The sequence below is a fragment of the Streptomyces qinglanensis genome (assembly GCF_900111245.1).
GTDB classification, from domain to species: domain Bacteria; phylum Actinomycetota; class Actinomycetes; order Streptomycetales; family Streptomycetaceae; genus Streptomyces; species Streptomyces qinglanensis.
On record NZ_FOGO01000017.1, the window covers coordinates 91,127 to 113,201 of the forward strand.

Below are 22,075 nucleotides of genomic sequence, written 5' to 3' on the forward strand. Positions count from 1 at the left end.
ATCGTTTCAGTCGGTGAGTCGACGGTAGCCGATGAAGGCCGCCGCAACGCCGACGAAGGCGAGGAAGTGTGCGATCTTGCGTCCGCAGCAGCGATGCATGCGTCGGCGGCGCAGACCCCGCCGCGAGCGGATGGGCGAGGTCGCGGACCAGCGACTTGAGGCCGAGGCCGTCGTGCGTGTTGGCGGCGGGGACGCCCACCGACAGGGGCAGCCCGTTTCTGTCCGTGATCAGTGGATTGTCGATCCCGGCTTGCCACGGTCGGTCGGGGTCGGTCCGGTCAGCGGGCCCCTTTCGCGGCTCGCACACTGACGGAGCCGCTCGCGCACCGCGACCGGTCCAACTCGCCTCTGGCTCCGAGTTCGTCGAGAACGACCCGGTGGAGCCTTGCCCGGACCCGGGCTCGGCTCCACTGGGCGAACCGCCGGCAGACCGTGGCCAGGCCGGACCGAACTCCGGCGGCAGCCGACACCACGTGCAGTCCGACGAGGCGAGGAAAATGATCGCTGCCAGAGCCTTGGATCACCGGCACGCCGCCGACCGCCGCCTTGAGGACGCCTTGCCTCCGTCGGCGGAACGACCCGCCGGAACAGCACCCACAACTCGTCCGGCACCAACCGCCCAACCAGCTCCGTCCTCTCGACCCGGTCGAGGCATCTGCTCCGTCCTGCGACGCACCACCACGGCCCATCGTGCCCTCGCCGACCCCGACGACCTCGTCACCACGGTCCGGCACGGCCTACGGCAACTCCAGACCGCCGGTGCCGGATCGCACCGCAAAGGCCGAGGTCCGTCGCACGCACCGGCCGCTGCACCGGGGGATCCGCCGACCGTCCCTCGAACGCTCCTGGCAAGAGTCGAATCACCGCCGGGGCATCCGCCGGACGCCGGAGGGCGCCAGCTCCACCACCCCGCTGTCGAGCACCGTCTTCTTCCCGGATCCGGCCCGAAGAGTCAGCCTGTTCTTCTCCTTTCCCCCCTCCGTGACGACCTGCCAACCCACCCCCAGAGCCTGGGAGTTGAACCGCACAGACGCCCTGGTCCAGGATGTGCCGTCGGGAGCAAGCACATGGTGCTGCCCGCCGGCACCGCCCCGCACAGGCTCGCAGTGCATCGCCAAGGGCTTCAGAGGCCAGGAGAGGGTATGCGCCGTTCCGTCGACGTCGAACCAGCCCTCTGCGACAACGGCGGCCGGCTGCGGTGTCGCCGAAACAGATCGGCGACCCGTCTTCGTGTCCACCACGACAAACGTCGAAGCCGCTTCCTCACACCCGGCCTCCCTCTGCGGATGTTCCGCCAGCAGCAGCCGAGAGCCCCCGGAACTGACGGATGTGAGCTCGTACTTCTCCCCGTCGAACGTGGCGACACGCCGAGCGGCGCCGGACGACAGCCGGTACAGGGCGGCCTTCGCACCGGTGCCGCCGGCGTCGACACGGAGGTACGTCTCCAGACCCGACCTGGTCCGAATGGAGAAGGGTTCGGGCAAGGAGGTCTCCGGGATCGTGATCCCGTCGATGTCCAGCCGCTCCATCGCCTTGCCGTCCGCGGGATACCTGTAGATGCCGGCGTCGGAGGGCGTCTTGCCGACAAGCCCGGGGTCCGCATACGTGATCAGGTCCTCCCCGAGGAACGCCAGGCCGCAGCTGCCGAAGCAGGCCCAGGACCGTTCCGTGCCGGACTCCAGGTCCAGCAGGTGCGCCACACCCTCCAGACCCAGTTGGTCGCCCCGGACCTCGGCCCAGGCGACCCGTGAACGGTCGGGCGACCAGCAGATGTTGGCGGGGGTGTTCCAGCCCGTGGCGGTACCGATCACCCGAGGCTCCTTCTGCGGATCCGTGAGCACTTTGACCTGCGTACCGGTGGCCCACGCCAAGGGACGGAAGACCGAGGCAGGCGGCGACCCGGTGGCCCGCGCGCAGTCCTGGCGAGACCCCGCGTCCTCGGGGCTCGTCGTGCTGATGCACACCGTCTTCTTCACGTCCGCCGTGACCGTGCACTCACCGGACTCGGGCCCCTCTGAGCACCCCCAGTAGAGGATGCTCACCCCCTCCGAAAGGGGGGCGCTCGGATCTACCCTCACCGGTCCCTTCTTCCCCTTCTTCGCCGAGACGACGGTAGTGCAGTCCGTCGTGCCACCCCCGACGGAACAGCCCTCACGCGCCTCGCCCGGCATACCGATCTCGGCCACGGCGGTCGTCACCGTCACGGAGACCGGAACCGTGTCCGAAGACGTGGTGGTCTGCACAAGCACCGTGCCCCCTGCCACCACCGTGGCCAGCCCGCCGCCGATGACCACCTTCGCGGTCACCGACAGACCTCCGACGCCCCCGCTGGAAGCGCCACCGCCCCCTGCGACCGACCCCATGGTGGCCGGGTCCCCGGGCGGCACCGCCCCCGCGGCCTGGCCGGCCCCCTCCCCCACGGCGTCCGCGACCGCATCGACGGCACCTCCCGGATCAGCGTCGCCCCCCGAAGGAGCGCCAGACCCCGAGGCCGATGACCCATCAGGCATCGCGCCACCGTCCGGCACGTCGCACGACGTCTCGGATTCCCACGCAGCGGAGGCGTCCACGCCCCGGCCGAGTTCCCCCCAGAGGCTCCCCGCCGTCGCGAAGGCCGCCGCTGCGGCCACGCGCCGTCCGTCGATCAACCGTCGAACGCCTTCCTCGTGGCTGAGGTAGGCTTGAGTGCCCTTGTCCCCGGCGCGCTGCGCGGCTCGATTCCCCACGTGCAGGATCCGCCCCCACGTCCCCAGCCGCAGCGAACAAGCGACCACCGGTGAGGCAGCACGTGCCAGCCGGGCGCCCGCAGCCGGTACCCCGGCCCGGTCCGCCGCCGCGATGACACCGCTGATCAGCGCCCCGCTCGCGGCCGTCTCCGCCGCCGTCCGACCAGGCGCCGTAACCCAGTGCGCCAGACGCTCCGCGAGGTGCCCGACCGACCCGGCATCCGGGACCAGCCCCTTGGGCAGCATCCCGCCGATGTCCGAAGCGAGGCGGTACCCGTGCGCTGACACGATCGCCAAGCCCTGCGCGACCAGACGTTCGTACACGGCGTTGGGCGAGGCCCCCTCGCCCAGCAGCTCACCCAGCAGGTACTCGCCGACCCCAGAGGATCCAGCCAACGCCAGCAGAACGACCGCCTCACGGTCTGCTCCCGTCAGTCCCGCCAGCAGATCCGGGAGCACCTCGGCCAACTCGGCCGGGCGGCGCAGGCCGAACGGCGCGACCGCCCGCAGCAGCGACAGAGGCGCGCCGCCCGTGGCCCGCCACAGAGCTTCCGCGACCACTTCCTCGTCCTCGCGGAGTGACCTTCCCAGCCGTCCCGACAACAGCTTCGCGCTCTCGCGGTGGCCGAGGCCACCCAGGGCCAACGTCCGGGCCTCGTCGTGCAGGAGGCGGCGCCCCGTGGAGTACAGCACGGTCGCCTCGGGCAACGCGTCCAGGGCACTCCGCCAGACGTCGGCCTCGCACTCGATGTCGTCGACGATCACCGTGGCGCGCACGTCCTTCATCAGACGGCGCAACTCCAGGGTGCTCGGGCGGTATCCGGGTGCCTCCCAGCAGGACTCGAAGATCTCGTGCAGCACGTCCCAGACGTCCCGGCCCGCCCGTCTACGAACACCAACCCGGCGGCGCCATCGGCACCACGTGCACCGTCCGCGACACGGTGCGCGGCCAGGCGCAGCAGGGTACTCTTGCCCATGCCCGGAGGACCATGGACTTGCGCCGCACCGTCCTCGGCCAACCACTCCTCGAGCTGGCGCAGTTCAGTCTCCCGCCCCACGGCGCGACGCACCCGACGCGGCAGCAGTTCCGGTGCGGAACGCCGGCGGGGAACAGGACGTTCCCCCTCGCGGATGACGGTGACGTGGGAACGCTCGGCGGAAACGACGACGTTGTGGTCGCCCACGACGATCTGCCCATATACGTCTCCGGTGACGGTGACAGCTGTCCCGCGGGCGCTCACCGCTCCGCCTCTCCGCAGCCGAGACGCCGGGCGAGTGCAGCGGCCGACGTCTCGCTGTCCCCGCACACGTGCGCCCGGACAGCCGGTCGTGCCAGCAGCTCGCCCAGTGCGTCGGCCAGTTCGGGCAGATGATCGCGGAACCAGTCGTACGCGGCGGCTATCACGTCCGGTTCCGGACACGGACCCGCGACGGTGTCTTCGAGCTCCTGCAGCAGGTCCACCGCCGGCCGCACGACCTCACCCGGCAGGTCAGTGAGCCGTGCCCGCAGCCCCGCGAACTCAGCACGCAGCACCGAACGTTGCGCCCGGCTCAGGCCGTGCTCCCGCGCCGAGGGCGGCTGCACGCCTTGAACGACCGTGTTGCCGTCGCCTGCGACGATCTGGCCGCCGACGTCACGGGTGCGCACGTCGATGCCGCCGTTCCCAGACCTGTTCGGTCCACTCGATCCCGGCCCCTCCGGCGCTGCCTCGCCCTCGGCCCTCCGGGGTTCAGGTGCACTGCCCCGGACCGCCGGGGCCCCGCCCGTACCGCGCACGGTGACCGCCACCCCCGCCAGGGTGGCTGCCGCTGCGGCCACCGTCGCCCAGAGCGTCGCAGCCTCGGTCTCCGCCAGCATCGCTGTGGCCACGAGCCCCGCGACCGCCAGCGCACAGAAACCGAAAGCCGCACGCACGAACAGCCGCTTCCTCCGCGACAACCCCGCCACAGCGCCTCCCCCGCGCTCCGGGTACCGGCGGTTGTGCCGCATCTTCCGGCGCCGAGGCCGTTCCAGGGCGCCCGCAAGCCGGTCACTGCCGACGACCGCCCAGCACCTGACCAGATGGTGTGATCTATATATACGCCACTTTCGGAGTTTCGGTGCGTCTTCTGGCATGATCTGCCGAATCATCGAATTCGGCACCGGACGCGGGAACTCGAACTCCAGGAAGCCGACACCCCGTCCGGCGATATGGCCGCAGCTCTCGCACCACGTTGCCGAATCGGAGAATCGGACTGTGGCACCTGGACACCTTCACCCCGAAGCTGCTGAGCCGTGTCGAGCCGCTCGCGAAAGCCCTCGCAGTCCCGTCGGGCACTTCGCTCGACGATGCTGAAAACCTGGTGACGCATGTTCCGTCGTGGCAACGAAGCACGTCGCAAGGGGGCTCTTCCCCTCGTCGGCGCGGTGGGCGCACACGCGCCCGCGAGACGTCGAGCGACAACGCAAACGTGCGTTCAGGGCAGCGGCTCTCCGCGCGCGCTGATCCACAGCGCGTACCACTCCTCGTGCGTGAGGCGCGGAGCCGCCCCCGCCGCGTCCTTGCAGGCACGGATCCGTTCGGGGCTGGTGGTTCCCACGACGGGGGCTATGCGGGCCGGGTGGCGCTGCAGCCACCACAGCAGAACCGTCTCCGGGGTGGTGCCCTTGGCCGCTGCCAGTTCCTTCAGCAGCGCCGCGGTGCGGTGCTGCTCCGGGGTCTCCTGCCGACCGGTGTAGCGGCCCTGGGCGAGGGCGCCCCACGCCTGGAGGCGGATGCCGTTGCTGCGGCAGTACTCCAGGGTCCCCAAGGGAAAGCCGTTGTCCGCGGCCGCCGCGGTGTTGACGAGGACGCCTGCCTCGAGCCAGTCCCGCCGCTCCAGACTCATCTCCAACTGGTCGACCGCCAGCGGCAGCTCCAGGTGCGCCTGCAGCCCGGCGATCTGGCCGGCGCTCATGTTGGACACGCCGAAGCGGCGCACCAGTCCCTCCCGGTGCAGCGAGGTCAGCGCCTCGGCGACGTCGGCCGGGTCTGCGAGGGGGTCGGGGCGGTGCAGCAGGAGGACGTCGAGGACGTCGGTGCGCAGCCGGGTGAGGCTCTCCTCCACCCGGCGGCGGATACTCGCTCCGCGCAGGTCGTAGTGGCCGGGGCGGTCGCCGTCGGGCAGGCGTATGCCGCACTTCGTCTGCAGCACTATGCGCTCGCGCAACCCCGCCGCGCGGCCGAGGACTTCACCGAAGACGGCCTCGGCCTTGCCGCTGCGGTAGATGTCGGCATGGTCGAAGACGGTGATTCCGGCGTCGAGGGCGGCCTCGACAGCCGCTTCGGCGGCGCCGATCTCCGCCGGGCCGCCGGTCTCCGCCTCCGCGGTCCCGCCGAGTCCCATGCAGCCGTACAGCAGGGCGCCGTCGTCTTCACCTGTCGTCACCCACGCAACGTACCAGCCGAACCCCTGGCCGAACCGGGCTCGTGCCGACGCGGGGGGGGTTCGGGCACCCGGCAGCAGCACCCCCGGCCGGTCGCTCCGCAGCGCGCCGGGCTCTCTGTCCACGGCGGGACGATGCCCGCGTGCACGGGCCCGCTGGACTTCCCCGTCGAGGATGCGGCCCCGTCGAGGATGCGGGGCCGCCCGCGGACGGCTCGCCCCGGACCGGTCGGACGAGGCAGCCGCACCCGTCGCCCCCGGGCGACACCACGGGCAGCGGCAGCGGTCTAACGAGCGGCGGCGCGTGGGGGCCGTGGCGTCGGGTCCAGCAGTCCGGTGACCAGGCGGGTGGTGAGGCGGTGCCAGAAGCCCGGCCGGCGGAGCATCGCGTGGTCCCCACCGGGGACCGGGATCATGCGGGCCTCCGCTCCCCCGGCACGGGCCCGCCGTACGAACTCCTGCGACGCCCGCGGATCCGTCGTGCGGTCACGGTCGCCGTGCACCAGGACGATGCGCGAGTCGGCGAGGTGCGCCACCGGTTCGGCCGCGGGGCACCAGGGCGCGAGGCCGACGACGCCCCGCACGCGCGGATGCCCCGCCACCCGCAGCGCGGCCCGGCCACCCATCGAGTGCCCGACCAGCACGACCGGGACGTCGCCCACCCGGTCCGCCAGCTCTGCCAGGGCGCGCCGGGCGTCCCGCGCCGCGTCCTGGCGGTCGCCGTTCCAGCCCCGGTGGCGGTAGCGGACCGTGCCGAGCACCACGCCCTGCCCCGCTGTCGCCCGCCCGATCATCCGCACGAAGGGCCGCATCCGCGCGCCGGGGAGGTTCCACGGCGGCGGGGCTTCCAACCCGTCGGCGCGGCCACCGTGCAGGACCAGGACCGCGGCCTGCGGTTCGGAAGCGGGCACGGTCAACGACACTGCGGAAGCGGGCTCTTCCACCGGAAACTCCTCGGACTGGGCGGGCGGCCAGGATCGCAGGGCGGGCCGGTCCGAGCCACCGGCGCCCGGCTCCTCTCGGTCACCGGGTACCGGCCGCCTGCGCGGTGCGCCCGCCCACGGGCTCGTCTTCCCCTTCGGAGCCGGAGCGGCCGCGGATGGGTGGGGGCTGCGCGACTCGGCGGAACGATTCCGGGACCGGACGGACTAGACCGACCCATGGGACAGGAGGTGTCCGTGGGACTCGACGTGGGCACGCATACGATGATCTTGCTTCCGGTGAGGATGGGTGAACTCGTATGGGCGGACAGCGCGGACACGCTGTGGTCATAGGCAGCGGCATATGCGGCTTGACCGCCGCGCGCGTGCTGACGGAGCATTTCGACACGGTGACGCTGCTGGAGCGGGACACCCTCCCGGACGGGGACGAGCGGCGACGCGGCACCCCGCAGGCGCGCCATGTGCACGGACTGCTGGCCCGCGGCGCCGGACATCTGGAGGACCTCTTCCCGGGGCTGCGCACGGAACTGGCGCAGGCCGGAGCACCGGTCTACGACCACGGAGCGGGTGCCCGTACCCGCGTGTGGGCCGGGTCGCTGCCGACCGTCACGGTCGGCCTGGAGGTGCAGACCGCGCACCGGGACGCTCTGGAGGGTGCGCTGCGGCGGCGGGTCGCCGCCTTGGAGAAGGTCGCGGTCCGGGACGCCACCGCAGTGACCGGTCTGCACGTGAGCGAGGACGGCACCCGAGCCGAAGGGGTGTCGGTGACGCCGGCTTCGGGCGGCAGCACGGAGGTCATCGAGGCGGATCTCGTCGTCGACGCCTCCGGGCGGAACTCGGCCCTGCCCGACTGGCTGACCGCGGCGGGGTACCCGGCGCCGAAGGAGACAGTGGTGGACGGCGGTCTCGCCTACGCCACTCGCACTGTGCAGGTGGAGCGGGAGCAACCCGCGCAGGGCCTGCAGCAGATGAACCAGCCTCCGGACCGTCCAGGGGGCGTCTACGCCTCGCACACCGGAGGGGGCCGGTGGACGGTCACCCTCTTCGGCGCGGGCGGTCAGCATCCCCCGGTGGACGACGAGGGCTGGCTCGCCTGTGCCGAGAGCCTGGGGAACGAGGATCTGGACCGGCTGCTGGAGCAGAGCACCCCGGTCTCGGGTGTGTTCCAGTACAAGGCGACGGCCAACCGGTGGCGGGCGTACGCCGGGATGCGCCGCTGGCCCGAGCGACTGGTCGCGCTCGGCGACAGTGCGACCGCCTTCAACCCCGTCTTCGGGCAGGGCATGACGATCGCCGTCGGTCAGTGTGTCGCGCTCGGTGAGGCGCTCGCCGCACGCGGCGGGGATCCGGCGGGACTCGGGCGGCAGACCCAGCGGATGGTGGCGCGGTCCGCCCGGATCCCCTGGCTGATGGCCACCTCGGACGACCTGGTGTGGTCCTACGCCATGCGCGGGGCGCGGCTGCCGCTGCACTGGCGGGCGACAGCCTGGTACAAGCAGCGGCTGCTGCACCTGGCCACCCGTGATCCCGGGGTGGTCAAGACCTTCATGCGCGTCTACCACATGCTCGCGAGTCCCGCCGCGATGGCCGCTCCCCGCATCATGAGCCGTGTGCTGTTCGCGGCGAAGAGCCCGTCCCCGGCCTCCGCGGCCCGGCCGGTGGCGGCGCCCCGGGGGAGCTGAGGCGCCGGACCGGAATCGCGGGGGCAAGGACGTCACCCGGGGGCGCCCGGCAGGAGCGGTCGAGGGCGGTGCAACTCCGTTGCAGGGCGGGGCATTCGGCGGCGGGCCCCGCTCCGGCACGGCGATATGCTGCGGATTCGGCGCAGTGATCAACACATCATGGAGTACCCCAGTGACAACCTCGCCCCGCGGGCAGCAGCCCTCCAGCCCCGCAGAGCCGCCGCCCGGCTGCCCCGCCCACGCCTCCGGTGGGAGGCGCGACGACCGTTTCGCGGACGCGGTGCGCCTGTACGGGCCGGAGGTCGAAGCCGACTTCGACGCGGTCGAGGCGCGGCTGCGCCGTACACACGGCCCGGTCGCCCCGGTCCGGCTCTCCGGTGATGTGGGCGCCTGGCTGATTCTGGGATACCAGGAGAACCTCCAAGCGATGCGCAACAGCACGCTGTTCTCCCGGGATCCGCGCAACTGGAACGTGGAGCTTGCCCCGGACAGCCCGCTGGCGCCGCTGACCGCCTGGGCGCCGCTCCCGAACCTGACCGACGGCCCGGAGCACGCACGTCTGCGGGGCGCGGTCACCCACGCGCTGGAGACCTTCGACCGGCAAGGGGTGCGCCGCTACGCGGTGCGCTGCGCGCACCAGCAGATCGACAGCTTCGCGGAGGTGGGCAAGGCGGACCTGGTCTCGCAGTACACCGAGCAGCTTCCGCTCCGCGTGGTGGCGCGGCTGCTCGGCCTGGACGAACAGCACGTACCGCAGTTGATCACCTCGGTCCGCGACATGCTCACCGGGTCGGCCACCGCGGTGCACAGCAACGCGCTGATATCCGGACTCCTCAACGACCTGTTCATGCAGAAGCGGCGGGCCCCCGGGCACGACATCACCTCGTCCCTGATCCGGTACAAGACCGACCCGGCGCGGACCGACGCCGTCCTGACGGAGGACCAGCTCCGGGACGAGGTGCGCGAGCACCTGCGGCTGCTGCTGACGGTCGCGCACGCACCGACCGCCAGTCTGCTGGCCAGTACCCTGCGGATGACGCTGACCGACGCGCGGTTCCGCGGCCGGCTCGCAGGGGGCCAGATGAGCATGCCCCACGCCGTGGAGCAGACCCTGTGGGACCAGCCGCCGTTCCCCCGGCTGGTCGGCCGGTGGGTGAAGGCCGACACGGTGCTGGGGCGGTACGACCTGCGGAAGGGGGATCTGGTGGTGCACGCGATCGGGGCCGCCAACACCGACCCCGCCATCCGGCCCGAGGACGGGGAGCCGGTGCACAACAACTCCTCCCACCTGACCTTCAGTGCCGGTGAGCACGTCTGCCCGGGTCAGGAGCTGGGCCGGGCCATCGTGGAGACGGGTGTGGACACCCTGCTGGAGCGGTTGCCGGACTACCGGCTGTCGGTGGGGCAGGAAGCGGTACTGGAGCATCAGGCCCTGATGTCCCGGGTCCTGGAGTCCCTGCCGGTGGAGTTCACCCCGGTGCCCCGGCACTTCCCCCACGAGCAGGAGGTCGTCCGCCGCCCGCAGCCCGCCCCGGTGGCCCCGCAGCACGCCCCGGCCCCGCCGCCCGCGGCGCCCCAGCAGCAGGCCAGGCGGCGGTCGCTGCTGGGGCGCCGCTGACGGGCGGCCAGAGCGCGGGACCGAGAGGTCCGGGCAGTGCCGTGTGCCGGGCCGGGGCCCGGCACACGGCGCTCGACGGCCGGTCAGACCGCCAACTGCTCCCACCACCAGGCGATCCGCGGCACCGCTACCGGCCGCAGGCTGCTGTCGGCGGGGACCTCGGTGAACCAGCCGTCGGCCGTCGCCGGGGCCTCCGAGGTGTAGCGGCTGCTGCGGCTCGCCCACTCCACGTGTCCGCGCACGAACTGGCCGAGTGCGCGCACGTAGTGCCGCAACGGCGCGTCCGCGCCGGAGGTGACCTGCCGGGAGAGCGCGAGGAAGAGGGCCATGACGCGATCGCGCAGGACGATCGCCTCGTGCAGAGCCCGTGCCGCATCCCAGCCGTGCTCGGCGGCCAGGACGTCGACGACGTTGAGGTCGTCGTCGGCGCGGGCGATCTCCTTGGGGCGGCTGTAGAGATCGTTGTCGAGCGCGACGAGGGTCCAGGTGATCTCTGTCAGCGCTCCGACGTCCGCCCGGTTCAGCTCCTCGACGGGTACCGGGCGGCCGAGGGCGACGGGCAGCAGCGCGGTCGCCGGTGCCATTCCTATCGCCCCCATCCACACCGGCAGATACTCCTGGAGCACGGGAAGCCCCTCGGAGCGACGGAACGCGGTCTCCGCCGGGAGGGCGGAGAGGTAGGTTCGCATGCCCGCCCGCCAGCGGTCCATCTGCTGGGGGTCGGCGTGCTCCGCCAACCCGGCGGCGATCGCCTGGAGTGCCCTGCCGAACGGCGAGTCGTCCGGACGCAGAAGCGTGCCGGGGGTCAGCACCTCTTCCAGGCGAATCGTTTCAGCAGCGACGTACTCCGGTGCCGGCTCGCCCTCGTCGCACATCCCGTCGTCGAGCGCGAAGAGAGTGGCGTGCAGCCGGGCGATCCAGGTGAGTACGGCGCCTTTGCCCGCGGGGACGGTACGGGTCGTCAGCCCGCCGAAATCGGCCTGCTCCAGTCTGCGGAGTTGGACAGGATCCGATTCCAGCCCGTAGTCGTGCACGAACCTGGCCGCTGCTGCGCCCAGTTCGTACGCACCGGTCTGCTGTCCGCCGGGCAGGGGACACCAGAAGGACGGCACCGGAAGGACAGCGGTGGTCATAGCGCAGGCCCCTGCGGACGGACGGCGTGGGCCCGATGCGGTATCGGCAGGTCCGCAATGCAGCTGATCATGAGACTCCCAGGGATGATGAGCGCCACGAGGGGGAACGTGGCGTCGTGATCATGGCCATAGTTGCCCCGCATAGACCAGCGGCATTCAACCGTTGATTGAATATGTGATCAGCTTCTCGCCGGATGCCGAACTCACGCCGTCATCCGGCCCCGAAGGGGCCGGAAGTCGACGATCCAGCGGGGAGCGGCGAGCTGTGCACACCAAGAGCACGGCTGCTCCAGCGCTGACGCCCTCTCAGCTCGCAGCGCTCCGAAGCACCCCTCGGGTGCGGCCTGCCCGGAATGTCCACCGGGGGCCGCCGAGAACGGCGGCCGGCATGGACCGGCGCCCATGCGGCCGGGTCAGGCGGTATACGCCCCGCTGGACGGAGCGTGCGTCACGGGCATTGCCACCTTGCCGATCGTCCGGGAGCTCTCCAGCAACCGGTGCGCCTCGCGGAGCGTGTCAGCCGTCAGCGGACCGAGAGTCCGGGTGAGGGTGGACTCGAGGACCCCGGCGTCGAACAAGGCGGCCACCCGGACGAGCAGGTCGCGCTGGGCGGTGCTGGTGGGATCGTGCAGCGGCCTGGAGAACATCAACTCCCAGTGCCAGGTCTGACTCCTGGCCTTGAGCGGGAGAGTGTCGAGGCCCTCCGGTTCGTCGACGGCCACCACTTGTCCGTGAACGTTCATGATGTCGGCGTAGGTCTGCACATTGCCCGCGGAGAAGGGCGAGAAGATGTGGTCGACCCCGCCGGGCGCCACCTCGGCGACCTCCTCGCGCAACCGGCGGTGGTCGACGACATGGTGTGCACCCATTCGCCTGGCCCACGCCTGCGACTCGTCACGCGACGCGGTGGCGATGACGGTCGTACCTGTCAACTGCCGGGCCAATTGGGTGACCATCGAACCGACACCGCCCGCACCCCCCACCACCAGAAGGGTGCCGGCGCTCTTCGCGGTGAGCCCCATCCGTTCGAACAGCGTCTCCCAGGCCGTGATCGCGGTCAGCGGTGCGGCTGCGGCCTGGACGAAGTCCAGGGAAGCGGGCTTGGGCCCGACGATCCGCTCGTCGACCAGGTGGTGCTCCGCGTTGGATCCGGTGCGCGCGATGCTGCCGGCGTAGTAGACCTCGTCCCCCGGGGCGAAGAAGGTGACCTCGCTGCCCGTGGCGACGACCACTCCGGCCGCGTCGAAGCCCAGCACCTTCGGCGCCGCCTGCGCGGGGAAGGAGGCGCGGACCTTCACATCGACCGGGTTCACCGAGACGGCGCGCACCTCGACGAGCAGGTCGTGGGGACCCATCGGATCGAGGGGCACGTCCAGCACGGCGAAGGACGCCGGGGCGTCGACCTCTCCGGCTGCCGGCGCGGCGACGGCCGTGGTGGTACGAGGGGGTGTGAGCACAGTGCTGCCTCCTGCGAGTCCGCCCCGCCGCAGGCGGGACGCCAGGGCGGGTCAGTGACGTACGGCGGGGCGGTCGATGAACTCGATGACCTCGTCGTCGAGCCCGTGGACGAATCCGACGTGGAGGATCATGGGCACGTCGCCGCTCGTCTCGATCACGGAAGGCTCCATGAGGGGACGCGCACCGGCGGCCACGGCCCGCTGGAAGAGGGTCACCGGATCGTCCGTGCGGATCGCGAAGTGCACGAGGGCGGCCCGGTCGGCCCGCTCCTCGTCGGTGGGCCGCCGTCGCGGGACGAGACCGGTCGGGGAACCTCCGGGCGGCGTGGAGGCGGCGTCGAACAGTTCGATGACGCGGTCGTCGCCGGCGTCCAGGAAGACGCACCGGTGCACCCCGGCGTCGGGTGCCGACCATTCCTGCGCCACCCGGAAGCCGAGCGCTTCGGTGTAGAAACGGACGGTTGCGTCCAGGTCGTAGCAGTGCAGCGCGACGTGGTCGAGGCCGCGGTTGAGCATGGGGGCGGTCATGGTGGTGCTCTCCGGTGGTCGGGGTGCCCTCCGGGCGGAGGACGTGTTCGAGTGTGCTGCGGCATCGGCCATAAGTCCAAGTACTCCAGTTTGTGAAAACGATAAACTGAGCTCATGACCACATTGCGGCAACTCGAGTACTTCGTCGCCATCGTCGACGAAGGCTCCTTCACCGCGGCGGCGGCCCTGCTCGACGTCACCCAGCCGGGCCTGTCCCACCAGTTCCTCGCTCTGGAGAAGGAGGTCGGCGGCCGGCTGCTGGAGCGGCTGCCACGCGGTGTGCGGCTCACCCCCGCGGGACGGGCCATGCTGCCGTCCGCGCGTGCCGCACTGGCCGATGTCCGCCGCTGTGTCACCGCGGCTCGGCGCGCGACCGGCGTCGCCTCCGGCGAGCTGCAGATCGCCGCCCTCTACTCGGTCAGCAGCGGCATCCTGCCCACTGCGTTGTCGCGGTGGCGAGCGCTCCACCCGGAAGTGCGGATCACCCTCTTCGAGCACCGACAGGCGAGCGAGATGGCCGCGGCGATGGCCGCGGGGCAGGCGGATGTGGCGATCGGGCCGCCGCCGCCCGGCTGGGAAGGCATCGTGCGCCACCTCGGCGAGGAGGAGTTCGTCGTCGTCGCCGGAGCCGACGACCCAGCCGCCCCGGCCTCCGGCAGCACGGTGCGCCTCGCCGACCTGGCCCGGCGGGACTGGGTGCACTTCACCCATGCGAGCGGCCTGGCCGACACGCTGGAGGAGGCGTGCGGCGCGGCGGGGTTCCGCCCGTCCGTCGCGGTGCGCACCGAGCAGGGCCCCTCCGCCGTCAACTTCGCCGCCGCCGGACTGGGCCCCACCCTCGTCCCGGGCAACGTCGTTCCCCGGCACTTCCCCGGAGTGGTCCTGCGTCCGGAGCCGCCGTTCCGGCGGTCCGTGGCCGCCTACACCCGCACCGGCGCCGACCCGATCGCCGGCGCCTTCCTGGACGTGCTCTCCGACGTGCCGCTCACCCCCACCCACGTGCGCAGGCGTCTCGGTGACAGCTCATGAGCCGCCGCAGGGGCGTGCCACGCCCGCTTCGCCGTCGGCCTCGCCCCCGAGCGGACGGGGAACCGCGCGCCCCTCGCCGCGACAGCCGCTACGGGATCGCCCCTCCGCGAAGCGGCGGGCCCGCGCCGCTCTGACCTTGTGACGGTTGCCGCAGTGCTCCATGGAGCACCAGCGGCGGCGGCCCGGCCGTCGTTTGCCGCTCCGGCCCGCGCCGTCGACGAGTCCCGGAGCCGAGTGCGCGGACTCCCCGGCGGGCCGTTCGGCATCCGGAAAGCTGCACATCGTAAAAAGTACACTTTCGGATGACTTCACCACTGGCCAGCCCTGCGCACGGGCAATGCCTGAGTAGCCGCTTCACGAGAAGTGGCTCAACTACCGGTTGCGCGGGCGTGGTTGGTCGCCCGGCTCGGTCCTGCGGCAGCCGGCGCGCGGAGAGGGCGGACGCGGATGAGCATGATCCAGACCGGCAAGCTGAACCTGAGTTCCTCGAACCCTGTGGCCACGCAGGGCGGCGACATCTCCACCTTCACCCAGGTCACCTTCCCCTCGGCCTTCCCGAGCGGGTCCTCGGTGATCGTGGTTCCCTTCGTCCAGACGTTCAACGGCCCCGACACTCCCGGCCTGCGCATCGCTGATGTCACCACCACCGGCTTCAAGATCCGCATCAACGAGATCCATGTGAACGGCAAGGTCACTTCGGACGGGACACACACGTCCGAGACGGTGGGATGGATCGCCTCCACCGTGTGAGCGAGCAGGGAAGGGCGGGCCGCGGCCGGCCGCGGCCCGCCCTGACGGCGCTGCTCGTGCGTTCACGGGGGCACGGTCGGCGGCGGATGACGGCCCTGGGCAGCGGATGCCCGAAGGCGGTGCACAGGTCGACGCCCGTCCCGGGGCCGTGGCCGGCCGCGGGGCCCCGGGACGGGCAGCCGCTCGGCTGCACCGTGGAGATCGCTGCCGGTCGGTTCCACGACGAGGTCGTCATCCACTGCTGACTCCCGTGCTGTCGAGTCGGCAGGGGTGAAGCGGACCGGGAGCCGGGGCAGCGCCCGGTGGCAGGACCCGTGCCGCCGGAGAGGATCGCCCGGTCTCAGACCTGGCCCTCGGCACCCGGAAGGGCGACGGGGGCCGGAGGCCGGCCGGGACCGGTCGGGTGGGTGCCCGTCACCGCGCTGACCAGCGAGTACAGCGAAGTGGTGGCGGCGACGAAGAGGCGGTTGCGCTTGGCGCCGCCCCAGGCGATGTTGGCGACCGGCTCCGGTACGTCGAGCCTGCCGATCAGGGTGCCGTCCGGGTCGTAGCAGTGCACACCGTCGTTCATCGCCGCCGCCCACAGCCGGCCGTCGGCGTCGAAGCGGAGGTTGTCGAAGCGGGCGTCGGGCCGCTCCGCGGCGTCGGCGAACACCGCACCCCCGTCGAGCGATCCGTCACCGCGCACCTGAAAGACCCGGATGCATCCGGCGCGGGTGTCGGAGACGAACAACTGCCGCTCGTCCGCCGAGAACACCAGTCCGTTCGGGGCTCCGAAGCCGTCCGCTGCCACCTCCACCCGTCCGGTCGCGGGATCGATCCGGTAGACGTTGTTCGCGCCGATCTCGCTCTCCGCCCGGTGCCCCTCGTAGTCGCTGGTGATGCCGAAGTCCGGGTCGGAGAACCAGATCGCGCCGTCCGACGTCACGGCCGCGTCGTTGGGGCTGTTCAGCCTCTTGCCCCGCCAGCGGTCGGCCAGCACCGTGCGGGTGCCGTCGTGCTCGGTCCGGGTCACCCGGCGGTTCCCCTGCTCACAGGTGATCAGGCGGCCCTGCCGGTCGAGGGTGTTGCCGTTGGTGTGACCGGCCTCGCGCCGGAAGACCCCCACGGCGCCGGTCTCCTCGTCCCAGCGGAGCATCCGGTCGTTGGGAATGTCGCTCCAGACCAGTTGCCGCCAGGCGGGCACGTACACCGGACCTTCGGCCCAGCGGGAGCCGGTGTGCAGCACCTCCCACCGCTCGTCGCCGTTCATGCAGCGCCCGGAGCGGAAGCGGTCGTCGAGGCACTCGTAGAGCGGGGGCCGTTGTTCAGCACTCATGGAAACACCCTCTCGCACCTGAATCACATTCGGTGCTTACTCGCATCAACAGTATGATGTATTGCTAGCACAAGATTTTGTCGAATGGGAGAGCTGTGGATCACATCGACCGCGCCCTGCTGACCCGACTCCAGCGGGACGCCACGGAGTCCTACGCCGCCCTCGGGGAGGCGGTCGGCCTGTCCCCCGGCGCCACCCACGAACGGGTGCGGAAGCTGCGCGAACGCGGGGTGATCCGGCGTACCACCGTCGAGGTGGATCCGGCCGCGGTGGGTGGGAACGTACTGGCCTACGTCATGCTCGACTCCACGTCCTGGATGGGTGATTCCGCACCCGATCTCGCCGCCCTGCCCGAGATCCAGGAGGCCCATGTCATCGCCGGCAGCGCCTCGGTGCTGGTGAAAGTGCGCACCTCGACCACCGTGGAGCTGCAGGACGTACTGCGGCGGCTGTACGCGATCGAGGGTGTCAGCGGGACCCAGGCCACCGTCGTCCTGGAGACGTTCTTCGAGCGGCCGGTGCCGGTGAAGGACGCGTGAGCCGCCCACCCGGCGCACCCAACTCCCGTGCACGGACACGGCAGGTTCCTCGGGTACCGCCGCGCCGGGCACTGCGGCGCGGCGGCGAGCCGCGGCAGGCACGCGTAGTCTGCCGGGGGCGTCCGCGGTCCGCGTGCTGCCCCGCACGTCCCGCGAAGGCACGTGACACGACCAGGAATCGGGAGTCCGGCACCGTGCAGGAACCCTCGTCGCGCCGCAAGCAGCCGCACGGGCAGGCCGGTTCACCACAGCGTGCGAGCCCGCAGCGGGAGCGCCCGGTGCGCGCGCTGGAGGGCGGACCGGCGGGCCGCACCACGTACCTCGTCACCGGGTACGCCGAAGCCCGGCAAGCGCTCGGCGACCCGCGGCTGTCGAAGGACACCGCCGCCTTCTTCTCGGACGCGCCCTCGCGGCGCCGTCTGCACCCCGCCGTGGCCCGGAGCATGCTGGCCGGCGACCCCCCGCGGCACACCCGGCTGCGGAAGCTGGTCACCAGGGCCTTCACCACCGGGGCCGTCGCCGCGCTGCGCCCGTTCGTCGAACAGGTCACCGCGGAACTGCTGCAGCGCTGGCCCTCCCCCGGGCCGGTCGACGCCGTCGAGGAACTGGCCATGCCGCTGCCCGTCACAGTCATCTGCGAACTGCTGGGGGTGCCCGCGAGCGACCGCGCAGACGTACGACGCTGGTCAGCGGACCTGTTCGCGGCAGGCCGGCCCGAGCTGATCGACGCGGCCTCGCACGCGCTGGCCGACTACCTGACCGGGCTCGTCGCCGAGAAACGCGTCCGGGGCGGGAACGGGCTCCTGGACCGCCTCATCGCGGTCCGGGACGGCACTGACCGGCTGAGCGAGGAGGAGCTGGTGTCCCTCGGCGTCCTGCTGCTCGTCGCCGGACACGAGACGACCACACACTTCATCGGCAGCTCGCTCCTCGCCCTGCTGCAGCATCCCGCCGAGCTCGAACTGCTGCGCCGAGCCCCCCACCGGGTACACGACGTGCTCGACGAGCTGCTCCGGCACAGCTCTCCCGTGAGCACGGCCACCTTCCGGTTCACGACGCGGCCCAGCACACTCGGCGACACCGAGCTGCCGCCGGGATGCCCGGTGCAGGTGGCGATCGGCGCCGCCAACCGGGATCCCGACCGGTATCCCTCGCCCGACCGGCTGGACCTCGCCCGGGACGCCTCCGGGCATCTCGCCTTCGGTCACGGCATCCACCGGTGTCTGGGGGCGCCGCTCGCCCGGCTGGAGGGGGAGATCGCGCTGCGGATGGTGCTGACCCGGTTCCCGGACATCCGGCCGGCCGTGGACCCGGCGGAGCTGGAGTGGCGCCCGACCCGGCTGGTCCGCGGCCTGTCCGCACTGCCCGTGCTGGTGTGACGGCGGCTCACCGGGCGGCCCGGAGGAAACCGGGGCCGTGGGCCCGGGCCCGGCGCGGCGCCAGGGGCGGCGAGCTCAGCGGATGCGGTAGCTGTCCCCGTACACCTTCCAGTCCAGCGGCGGGTCGAGGTCGAGGTTGCCGCGGCGCAGGAAGACGCGCTGTGCGGTCTCGACCCGGCTCGTGTCGCTGTGTGCTTCCTCCTGCTTCATCGCCCGGACCCGCGCGTCGAGGAAGGCGTGGAGGTACGCGGTCTCGTCGCCGCCCGCGGCAGGGGGCCGCGTCCGGGCCAGAGCGCGCTCGCGGATGCCGCCGAAGCCGGTGCCGCCGCTCCCGCCGCCGTGCATGACGTAGGCGTCGTAGTAGGCGAACTGCCCCAGTGCCCGCAGCCCGTCGGCCTTGCCCCGTGCGACCGCCGGAGCGAAGTACCCGCGGTCGCGTTCGTCGTCCTGGGCCTGCCGGAACACCCGGTCCCGGGCGGCGGTGCGCCAGTCGCCGGGAAAGCGCGGGTCGAGCCCGTCGTGCGAGTCGGAGCCGGCCACTGCGCGCAGCGCGGGCAGGTACGGGGCCAGGGCGTTGTCCGGTGCGCGTTCCGTGTACAGCTCGACGAGGTCGAGCAGGTCCCCCGTACCGGAGCAGAACCCGATGATCCCGGCGGTGTATCCCCGGCCGTCGCCGATGTCCTCGATGTACCCGTACTGCGCCTGCCAGTCGAGCGAGGAGTTCTCGGCGCTCGAGACCAGTTGCATGGCGATCTCCTTCCGGGCGGGATCGTCGAGTCCCGCTCCCGGCACGTCGGCCGAGGCGGCCGGGAGGAAGCGGGCCCCCGCCAGGGGTACCGACGCAAGGGACGCGCCGGCGAGGGCGAGCACCGTACGGCGTGAAGGGCTCCCGCGCCGCGGCGAACCGCCGGACCGTGACATCTGCAGGCTCCGAGTCGATGTGGGGGCGGCCGCCCGGGACGTCTCCGTGCGGCCGTCAGGAGAGTTGGCTGAGGACTGACTACCACAGCGTGCCCCTGCCGGACACCCTGCCGAGCCGCGCCGGCCGCCCTCCCGTGCGGCGCCGGCGGTCTCCCGGTGCCGCGTGCTGCTGACGTCGGCGGGCGGGGCGTGCGGCGCTCCCGTGCCGCTGCCCGTACCGCCCTGGCCGGACGTCGCCAGGGTGCGCTCCGTCGCGGGGCGACTGCTCGCACTCGAGGCCGTCAGGCTGCCAGAAGTTCACCCATCCAGGTCTCGACGGCGTCGGGAGTACGGGGAAGCGCCCCCGACAGCAGCCGCGCGCCCTCCGCTGTGATCACCAGATCGTCCTCGATCCGCACCCCGATGCCCCGCAGTTCGGCGGGCAGCGTCTCGTCGTCCGGCTGGAAGTAGAGCCCCGGTTCGACGGTGAGGACCTGGCCCTCGGCGAGGGTGCCGTCGAGGTAGGCGTCGGCGCGCGCCCGGGCGCAGTCGTGGACGTCCAGCCCGAGCATATGGCCGCTGCTGCACAGCGTGTAGCGCCGGTACCGCTCGCCGTCCGGGCTCTGGAGGATGCCCCACTCGGTCAGGCCCTCGGCGACGACCCGCATTCCGGCGCGGTGGAAGTCGCGGAAGTCCGCGCCCGGCCGCAGCGCCGCGATGCCCGCCTCCTGTGCGGCCAGCACCAGTTCACAGACCTGTCGCTGGACGGACGAGTACCGGCCCGAGAGCGGGAGGGTGCGGGTGATGTCCGAGGTGTAGAGGGTGTCGGTCTCCACTCCGGCGTCCAGCAGCAGGAGTTCGCGTGCGTCGAGGGGACCGTCGTTGCGTGTCCAGTGCAGGACGCAGGCGTGCGCGCCGGCCGCGGCGATGGTCTCGTATCCGGTTCCGTTGCCCTCGGCCCGGGCGCGCAGGTTGAAGACGCCTTCGACCCAGCGCTCGCCCCGGGGGTGCTCCAGTGCGCGGGGAAGCGCCCGCACCACGTCCTCGAAGCCGGACACCGTGTGCCGTACGGCCTCTTCGAGCTGTGCGACCTCCCATGGGTCCTTCACCAGCCGCAACTCGGCCAGCACCGAGGCCAGTTCGCTGTCGCGGTCGGCGTTGCGGCCGCTGATCTCCCGCGCCGGACGGTCCAGCGGGACGCACCGGATGCCGGTGAGCTGCTCCGCTTCCTCGAGGTCCGGCCTGGGCCCGACCCAGAACTCCCCGTGGCGCCGGTCCCGGTAGAACGCGTCGCCATCCGTGCGGGGCGAGCGGGGCCGCAGATGGAGCACGGCCTCGTGGCCGTGCGGCCCGGACGGCTCCAATACCAGTACGTGGCCCGCCTGTTCTTCGCCAGTGAGCGCGGTGAGCCAGACGTACGCGCTGTGCGGGCGGAACCGGTGGTCGCAGTCGTTCGAGCGGACTTTCAGCTCACCGGCCGGGACGACCAGCCGCTCGCCGGGAAAGCGGGCGGAGAGCTGCGCCCTGCGTGCCGGGGTCACCGCGGCGCCGGGCAGTGCCCTGCCGTCGGACACCGGCGCCGGTCGCCACCCCTGGGCCATGAAGCGCTTGAGTTCGTCCGAGTAGGGCAGGTCATGGCTCACGGTGCGGACGGCGGCGGCGTCCTGCCGGATCACGGGCACAGGCGCTCCCTCTCGGGCGAGCGGACAGTACAATTTCATATTTTACCCAAGACGCCGCGTGTGTCACCGGCCCGCACGCTCCTGGTCCATGACGCCGCGCCCGGCGAACGCAACCGGGGTCGGGGGCAGGTCCCCGCCCCCTCGGCGGGTGTGCGGCGCACCGCAGGCGGCAGACGGCTACTCCGCCGGGGAGCCGCCGCCGCGCTCCCACTGGGTGCGCAGTCGGCCCAGATGGGTGCGCATGCACGCCTGCGCACCCGCCGCGTCGCGGGCCAGTACGAGGTCGAGCAGCACCTCGTGCTCCTCGGCGGATTCGATGAGCTGGCCGCTCTCCGCGAGACCCGCGAGGCCGTAGAGACGTGAGTGGCTGCGCAGTTGGGCCACGGTCTCCACCAGGCGCCGATTGCCCGCGCGTTCGAGCAGAGCCAGGTGGAAGCGGCGGTCGGCCTCCAGGAAGCCGACGAGGTCGCCGGCGCGGGCGGCCGCGACTATCTCCTGCGCAACAGGGCGCAGCTCCTCCAGCCGGGCGGAGTCGGCGCTGCGCGCCACCTCCCCGACGGTGGGCACCTCGATCAGCTCGCGGATCCCGACGTACTCGGCCAGATCGCGGCGCGACAGCTCGGTCACCCGGAAACCTTTGTTGCGCACGGGCTCGACCATGCCCTCCCGCGTGAGGTCCAGCATGGCCTCGCGCACAGGCGTGGCCGAGACGCCGAACTGCGCGGCGAGTTGAGGTGCGGAGTACACGGTGCCGGGGCGCAGCCGACCGGCGATCAGCGCGGCACGCAGGGCCTGCGCGACATGGTCGCGGATGCTGAGCCGGTCCGGCACGGCGGGCAGCTTCAGCGGGCGGTCTGCGGTCATGGGTGCGCTGCTCCTCGGCGTGCGGGGACGAGCGTGATCGTGCTGGTGATCGTGTCGAGTGTAGGGCGAGCGCGTCGCCGTCGGCGGGGCTCCGGGAATCCCGCCGCCGCACGGCCCTTCCCCC

The 22,075-nt window shown here is 72.2% G+C and carries 17 protein-coding genes and 2 pseudogenes; 6 read left to right on the forward strand and 13 right to left on the reverse strand.

Annotation, left to right across the window (positions count from 1 at the left end; genetic code table 11):
• Positions 1–6: 6 nt before the first annotated feature.
• The 5 genes and pseudogenes from BMX65_RS32310 to BMX65_RS27760 all read right to left on the reverse strand — a co-directional run bounded on the left by BMX65_RS32310 (position 7) and on the right by BMX65_RS27760 (position 7,075).
• Positions 7–627 (reverse strand): annotated as a pseudogene (locus BMX65_RS32310) (transposase).
• Positions 628–860: 233 nt separating this feature from the next.
• The gene (locus tag BMX65_RS27745) at positions 861–3,587 is read right to left on the reverse strand and encodes a hypothetical protein (protein ID WP_075003098.1); all 2,727 of its coding nucleotides are present in this window, start codon (positions 3,585–3,587) and stop codon (positions 861–863) included.
• A gap of 376 nt (positions 3,588–3,963) precedes the next feature.
• Entirely contained in the window at positions 3,964–4,641 is a 678-nt protein-coding gene (locus BMX65_RS27750) for a hypothetical protein (protein WP_075003099.1), read from the reverse strand.
• A gap of 542 nt (positions 4,642–5,183) precedes the next feature.
• Positions 5,184–6,134, reverse strand: coding sequence for an aldo/keto reductase (locus BMX65_RS27755; protein ID WP_239502241.1), 951 nt, complete (start codon positions 6,132–6,134; stop codon positions 5,184–5,186).
• 284 nt (positions 6,135–6,418) lie between these two features.
• Positions 6,419–7,075, reverse strand: a complete 657-nt coding sequence (locus BMX65_RS27760) for an alpha/beta hydrolase (RefSeq protein WP_239502240.1) — start codon at positions 7,073–7,075, stop codon at positions 6,419–6,421.
• A gap of 296 nt (positions 7,076–7,371) precedes the next feature.
• On the opposite strand from BMX65_RS27760, the gene BMX65_RS27765 reads away from it, so the two are divergent.
• Both BMX65_RS27765 and BMX65_RS27770 read left to right on the forward strand, forming a co-directional pair.
• Entirely contained in the window at positions 7,372–8,754 is a 1,383-nt protein-coding gene (locus BMX65_RS27765) for an FAD-dependent oxidoreductase (RefSeq protein WP_075003101.1), read from the forward strand.
• 172 nt (positions 8,755–8,926) lie between these two features.
• Positions 8,927–10,372, forward strand: coding sequence for a cytochrome P450 (locus tag BMX65_RS27770; RefSeq protein WP_075003102.1), 1,446 nt, complete (start codon positions 8,927–8,929; stop codon positions 10,370–10,372).
• Between the two features lie 83 nt (positions 10,373–10,455).
• Here BMX65_RS27770 and BMX65_RS27775 read toward each other — a convergent pair whose 3' ends face one another.
• The 3 genes from BMX65_RS27775 to BMX65_RS27785 all read right to left on the reverse strand — a co-directional run bounded on the left by BMX65_RS27775 (position 10,456) and on the right by BMX65_RS27785 (position 13,490).
• On the reverse strand, positions 10,456–11,505 hold the full coding sequence (locus BMX65_RS27775; protein WP_075003103.1) for a terpene synthase family protein: 1,050 nt from the start codon (positions 11,503–11,505) through the stop codon (positions 10,456–10,458).
• Between the two features lie 413 nt (positions 11,506–11,918).
• A complete protein-coding gene (locus tag BMX65_RS27780) occupies positions 11,919–12,962 on the reverse strand; it encodes a zinc-binding alcohol dehydrogenase family protein (protein ID WP_075003104.1) in 1,044 nt (347 codons plus the stop codon).
• Positions 12,963–13,013: 51 nt separating this feature from the next.
• Positions 13,014–13,490: a VOC family protein gene (locus tag BMX65_RS27785; RefSeq protein WP_075003105.1), complete on the reverse strand. Its 477-nt coding sequence runs from the start codon at positions 13,488–13,490 to the stop codon at positions 13,014–13,016.
• Between the two features lie 114 nt (positions 13,491–13,604).
• Between BMX65_RS27785 and BMX65_RS27790 the strand changes: the two genes are divergently transcribed.
• Positions 13,605–14,519, forward strand: coding sequence for a LysR family transcriptional regulator (locus BMX65_RS27790; protein WP_075003106.1), 915 nt, complete (start codon positions 13,605–13,607; stop codon positions 14,517–14,519).
• Positions 14,520–14,618: 99 nt separating this feature from the next.
• Here the strand turns inward: BMX65_RS27790 and BMX65_RS34375 are convergent.
• Positions 14,619–14,708 (reverse strand): annotated as a pseudogene (locus BMX65_RS34375) (CGNR zinc finger domain-containing protein); the annotation flags it as partial.
• A 258-nt stretch (positions 14,709–14,966) separates the two neighbouring features.
• Between BMX65_RS34375 and BMX65_RS27800 the strand changes: the two are divergent.
• Positions 14,967–15,269 (forward strand): hypothetical protein, encoded by a 303-nt coding sequence (locus tag BMX65_RS27800; RefSeq protein ID WP_075003107.1) that lies wholly within the window; start codon positions 14,967–14,969, stop codon positions 15,267–15,269.
• Between the two features lie 340 nt (positions 15,270–15,609).
• Here BMX65_RS27800 and BMX65_RS27810 read toward each other — a convergent pair whose 3' ends face one another.
• Entirely contained in the window at positions 15,610–16,587 is a 978-nt protein-coding gene (locus tag BMX65_RS27810; RefSeq protein ID WP_075003109.1) for an SMP-30/gluconolactonase/LRE family protein, read from the reverse strand.
• A gap of 95 nt (positions 16,588–16,682) precedes the next feature.
• On the opposite strand from BMX65_RS27810, the gene BMX65_RS27815 reads away from it, so the two are divergent.
• A complete protein-coding gene (locus BMX65_RS27815) occupies positions 16,683–17,126 on the forward strand; it encodes an Lrp/AsnC family transcriptional regulator (protein ID WP_075003110.1) in 444 nt (147 codons plus the stop codon).
• Positions 17,127–17,404: 278 nt separating this feature from the next.
• Positions 17,405–18,505 (forward strand): cytochrome P450 family protein, encoded by a 1,101-nt coding sequence (locus tag BMX65_RS27820; protein ID WP_239502249.1) that lies wholly within the window; start codon positions 17,405–17,407, stop codon positions 18,503–18,505.
• Between the two features lie 75 nt (positions 18,506–18,580).
• On the opposite strand, the gene BMX65_RS27825 is transcribed toward BMX65_RS27820, so the two are convergent.
• The 3 genes from BMX65_RS27825 to BMX65_RS27835 all read right to left on the reverse strand — a co-directional run bounded on the left by BMX65_RS27825 (position 18,581) and on the right by BMX65_RS27835 (position 21,951).
• Positions 18,581–19,426: a chitosanase gene (locus BMX65_RS27825; RefSeq protein WP_075003112.1), complete on the reverse strand. Its 846-nt coding sequence runs from the start codon at positions 19,424–19,426 to the stop codon at positions 18,581–18,583.
• A gap of 281 nt (positions 19,427–19,707) precedes the next feature.
• Positions 19,708–21,081: an aminopeptidase P family protein gene (locus tag BMX65_RS27830; protein ID WP_420856839.1), complete on the reverse strand. Its 1,374-nt coding sequence runs from the start codon at positions 21,079–21,081 to the stop codon at positions 19,708–19,710.
• Between the two features lie 183 nt (positions 21,082–21,264).
• Positions 21,265–21,951, reverse strand: coding sequence for a GntR family transcriptional regulator (locus BMX65_RS27835; RefSeq protein WP_075003113.1), 687 nt, complete (start codon positions 21,949–21,951; stop codon positions 21,265–21,267).
• Positions 21,952–22,075: the final 124 nt, after the last annotated feature.

Bases quoted from the DNA above. Each gene is read 5' to 3' on its own strand.
- BMX65_RS27765 (WP_075003101.1), top strand. From the start codon at position 7,372: ATGGGCGGACAGCGCGGACACGCTGTGGTCATAGGCAGCGGCATATGC.
- BMX65_RS27775 (WP_075003103.1), bottom strand. From the start codon at position 11,505: ATGACCACCGCTGTCCTTCCGGTGCCGTCCTTCTGGTGTCCCCTGCCC.
- BMX65_RS27785 (WP_075003105.1), bottom strand. From the start codon at position 13,490: ATGACCGCCCCCATGCTCAACCGCGGCCTCGACCACGTCGCGCTGCAC.
- BMX65_RS27790 (WP_075003106.1), top strand. From the start codon at position 13,605: ATGACCACATTGCGGCAACTCGAGTACTTCGTCGCCATCGTCGACGAA.
- BMX65_RS27800 (WP_075003107.1), top strand. From the start codon at position 14,967: ATGAGCATGATCCAGACCGGCAAGCTGAACCTGAGTTCCTCGAACCCT.
- BMX65_RS27810 (WP_075003109.1), bottom strand. From the start codon at position 16,587: ATGAGTGCTGAACAACGGCCCCCGCTCTACGAGTGCCTCGACGACCGC.
- BMX65_RS27825 (WP_075003112.1), bottom strand. From the start codon at position 19,426: ATGTCACGGTCCGGCGGTTCGCCGCGGCGCGGGAGCCCTTCACGCCGT.
- BMX65_RS27835 (WP_075003113.1), bottom strand. From the start codon at position 21,951: ATGACCGCAGACCGCCCGCTGAAGCTGCCCGCCGTGCCGGACCGGCTC.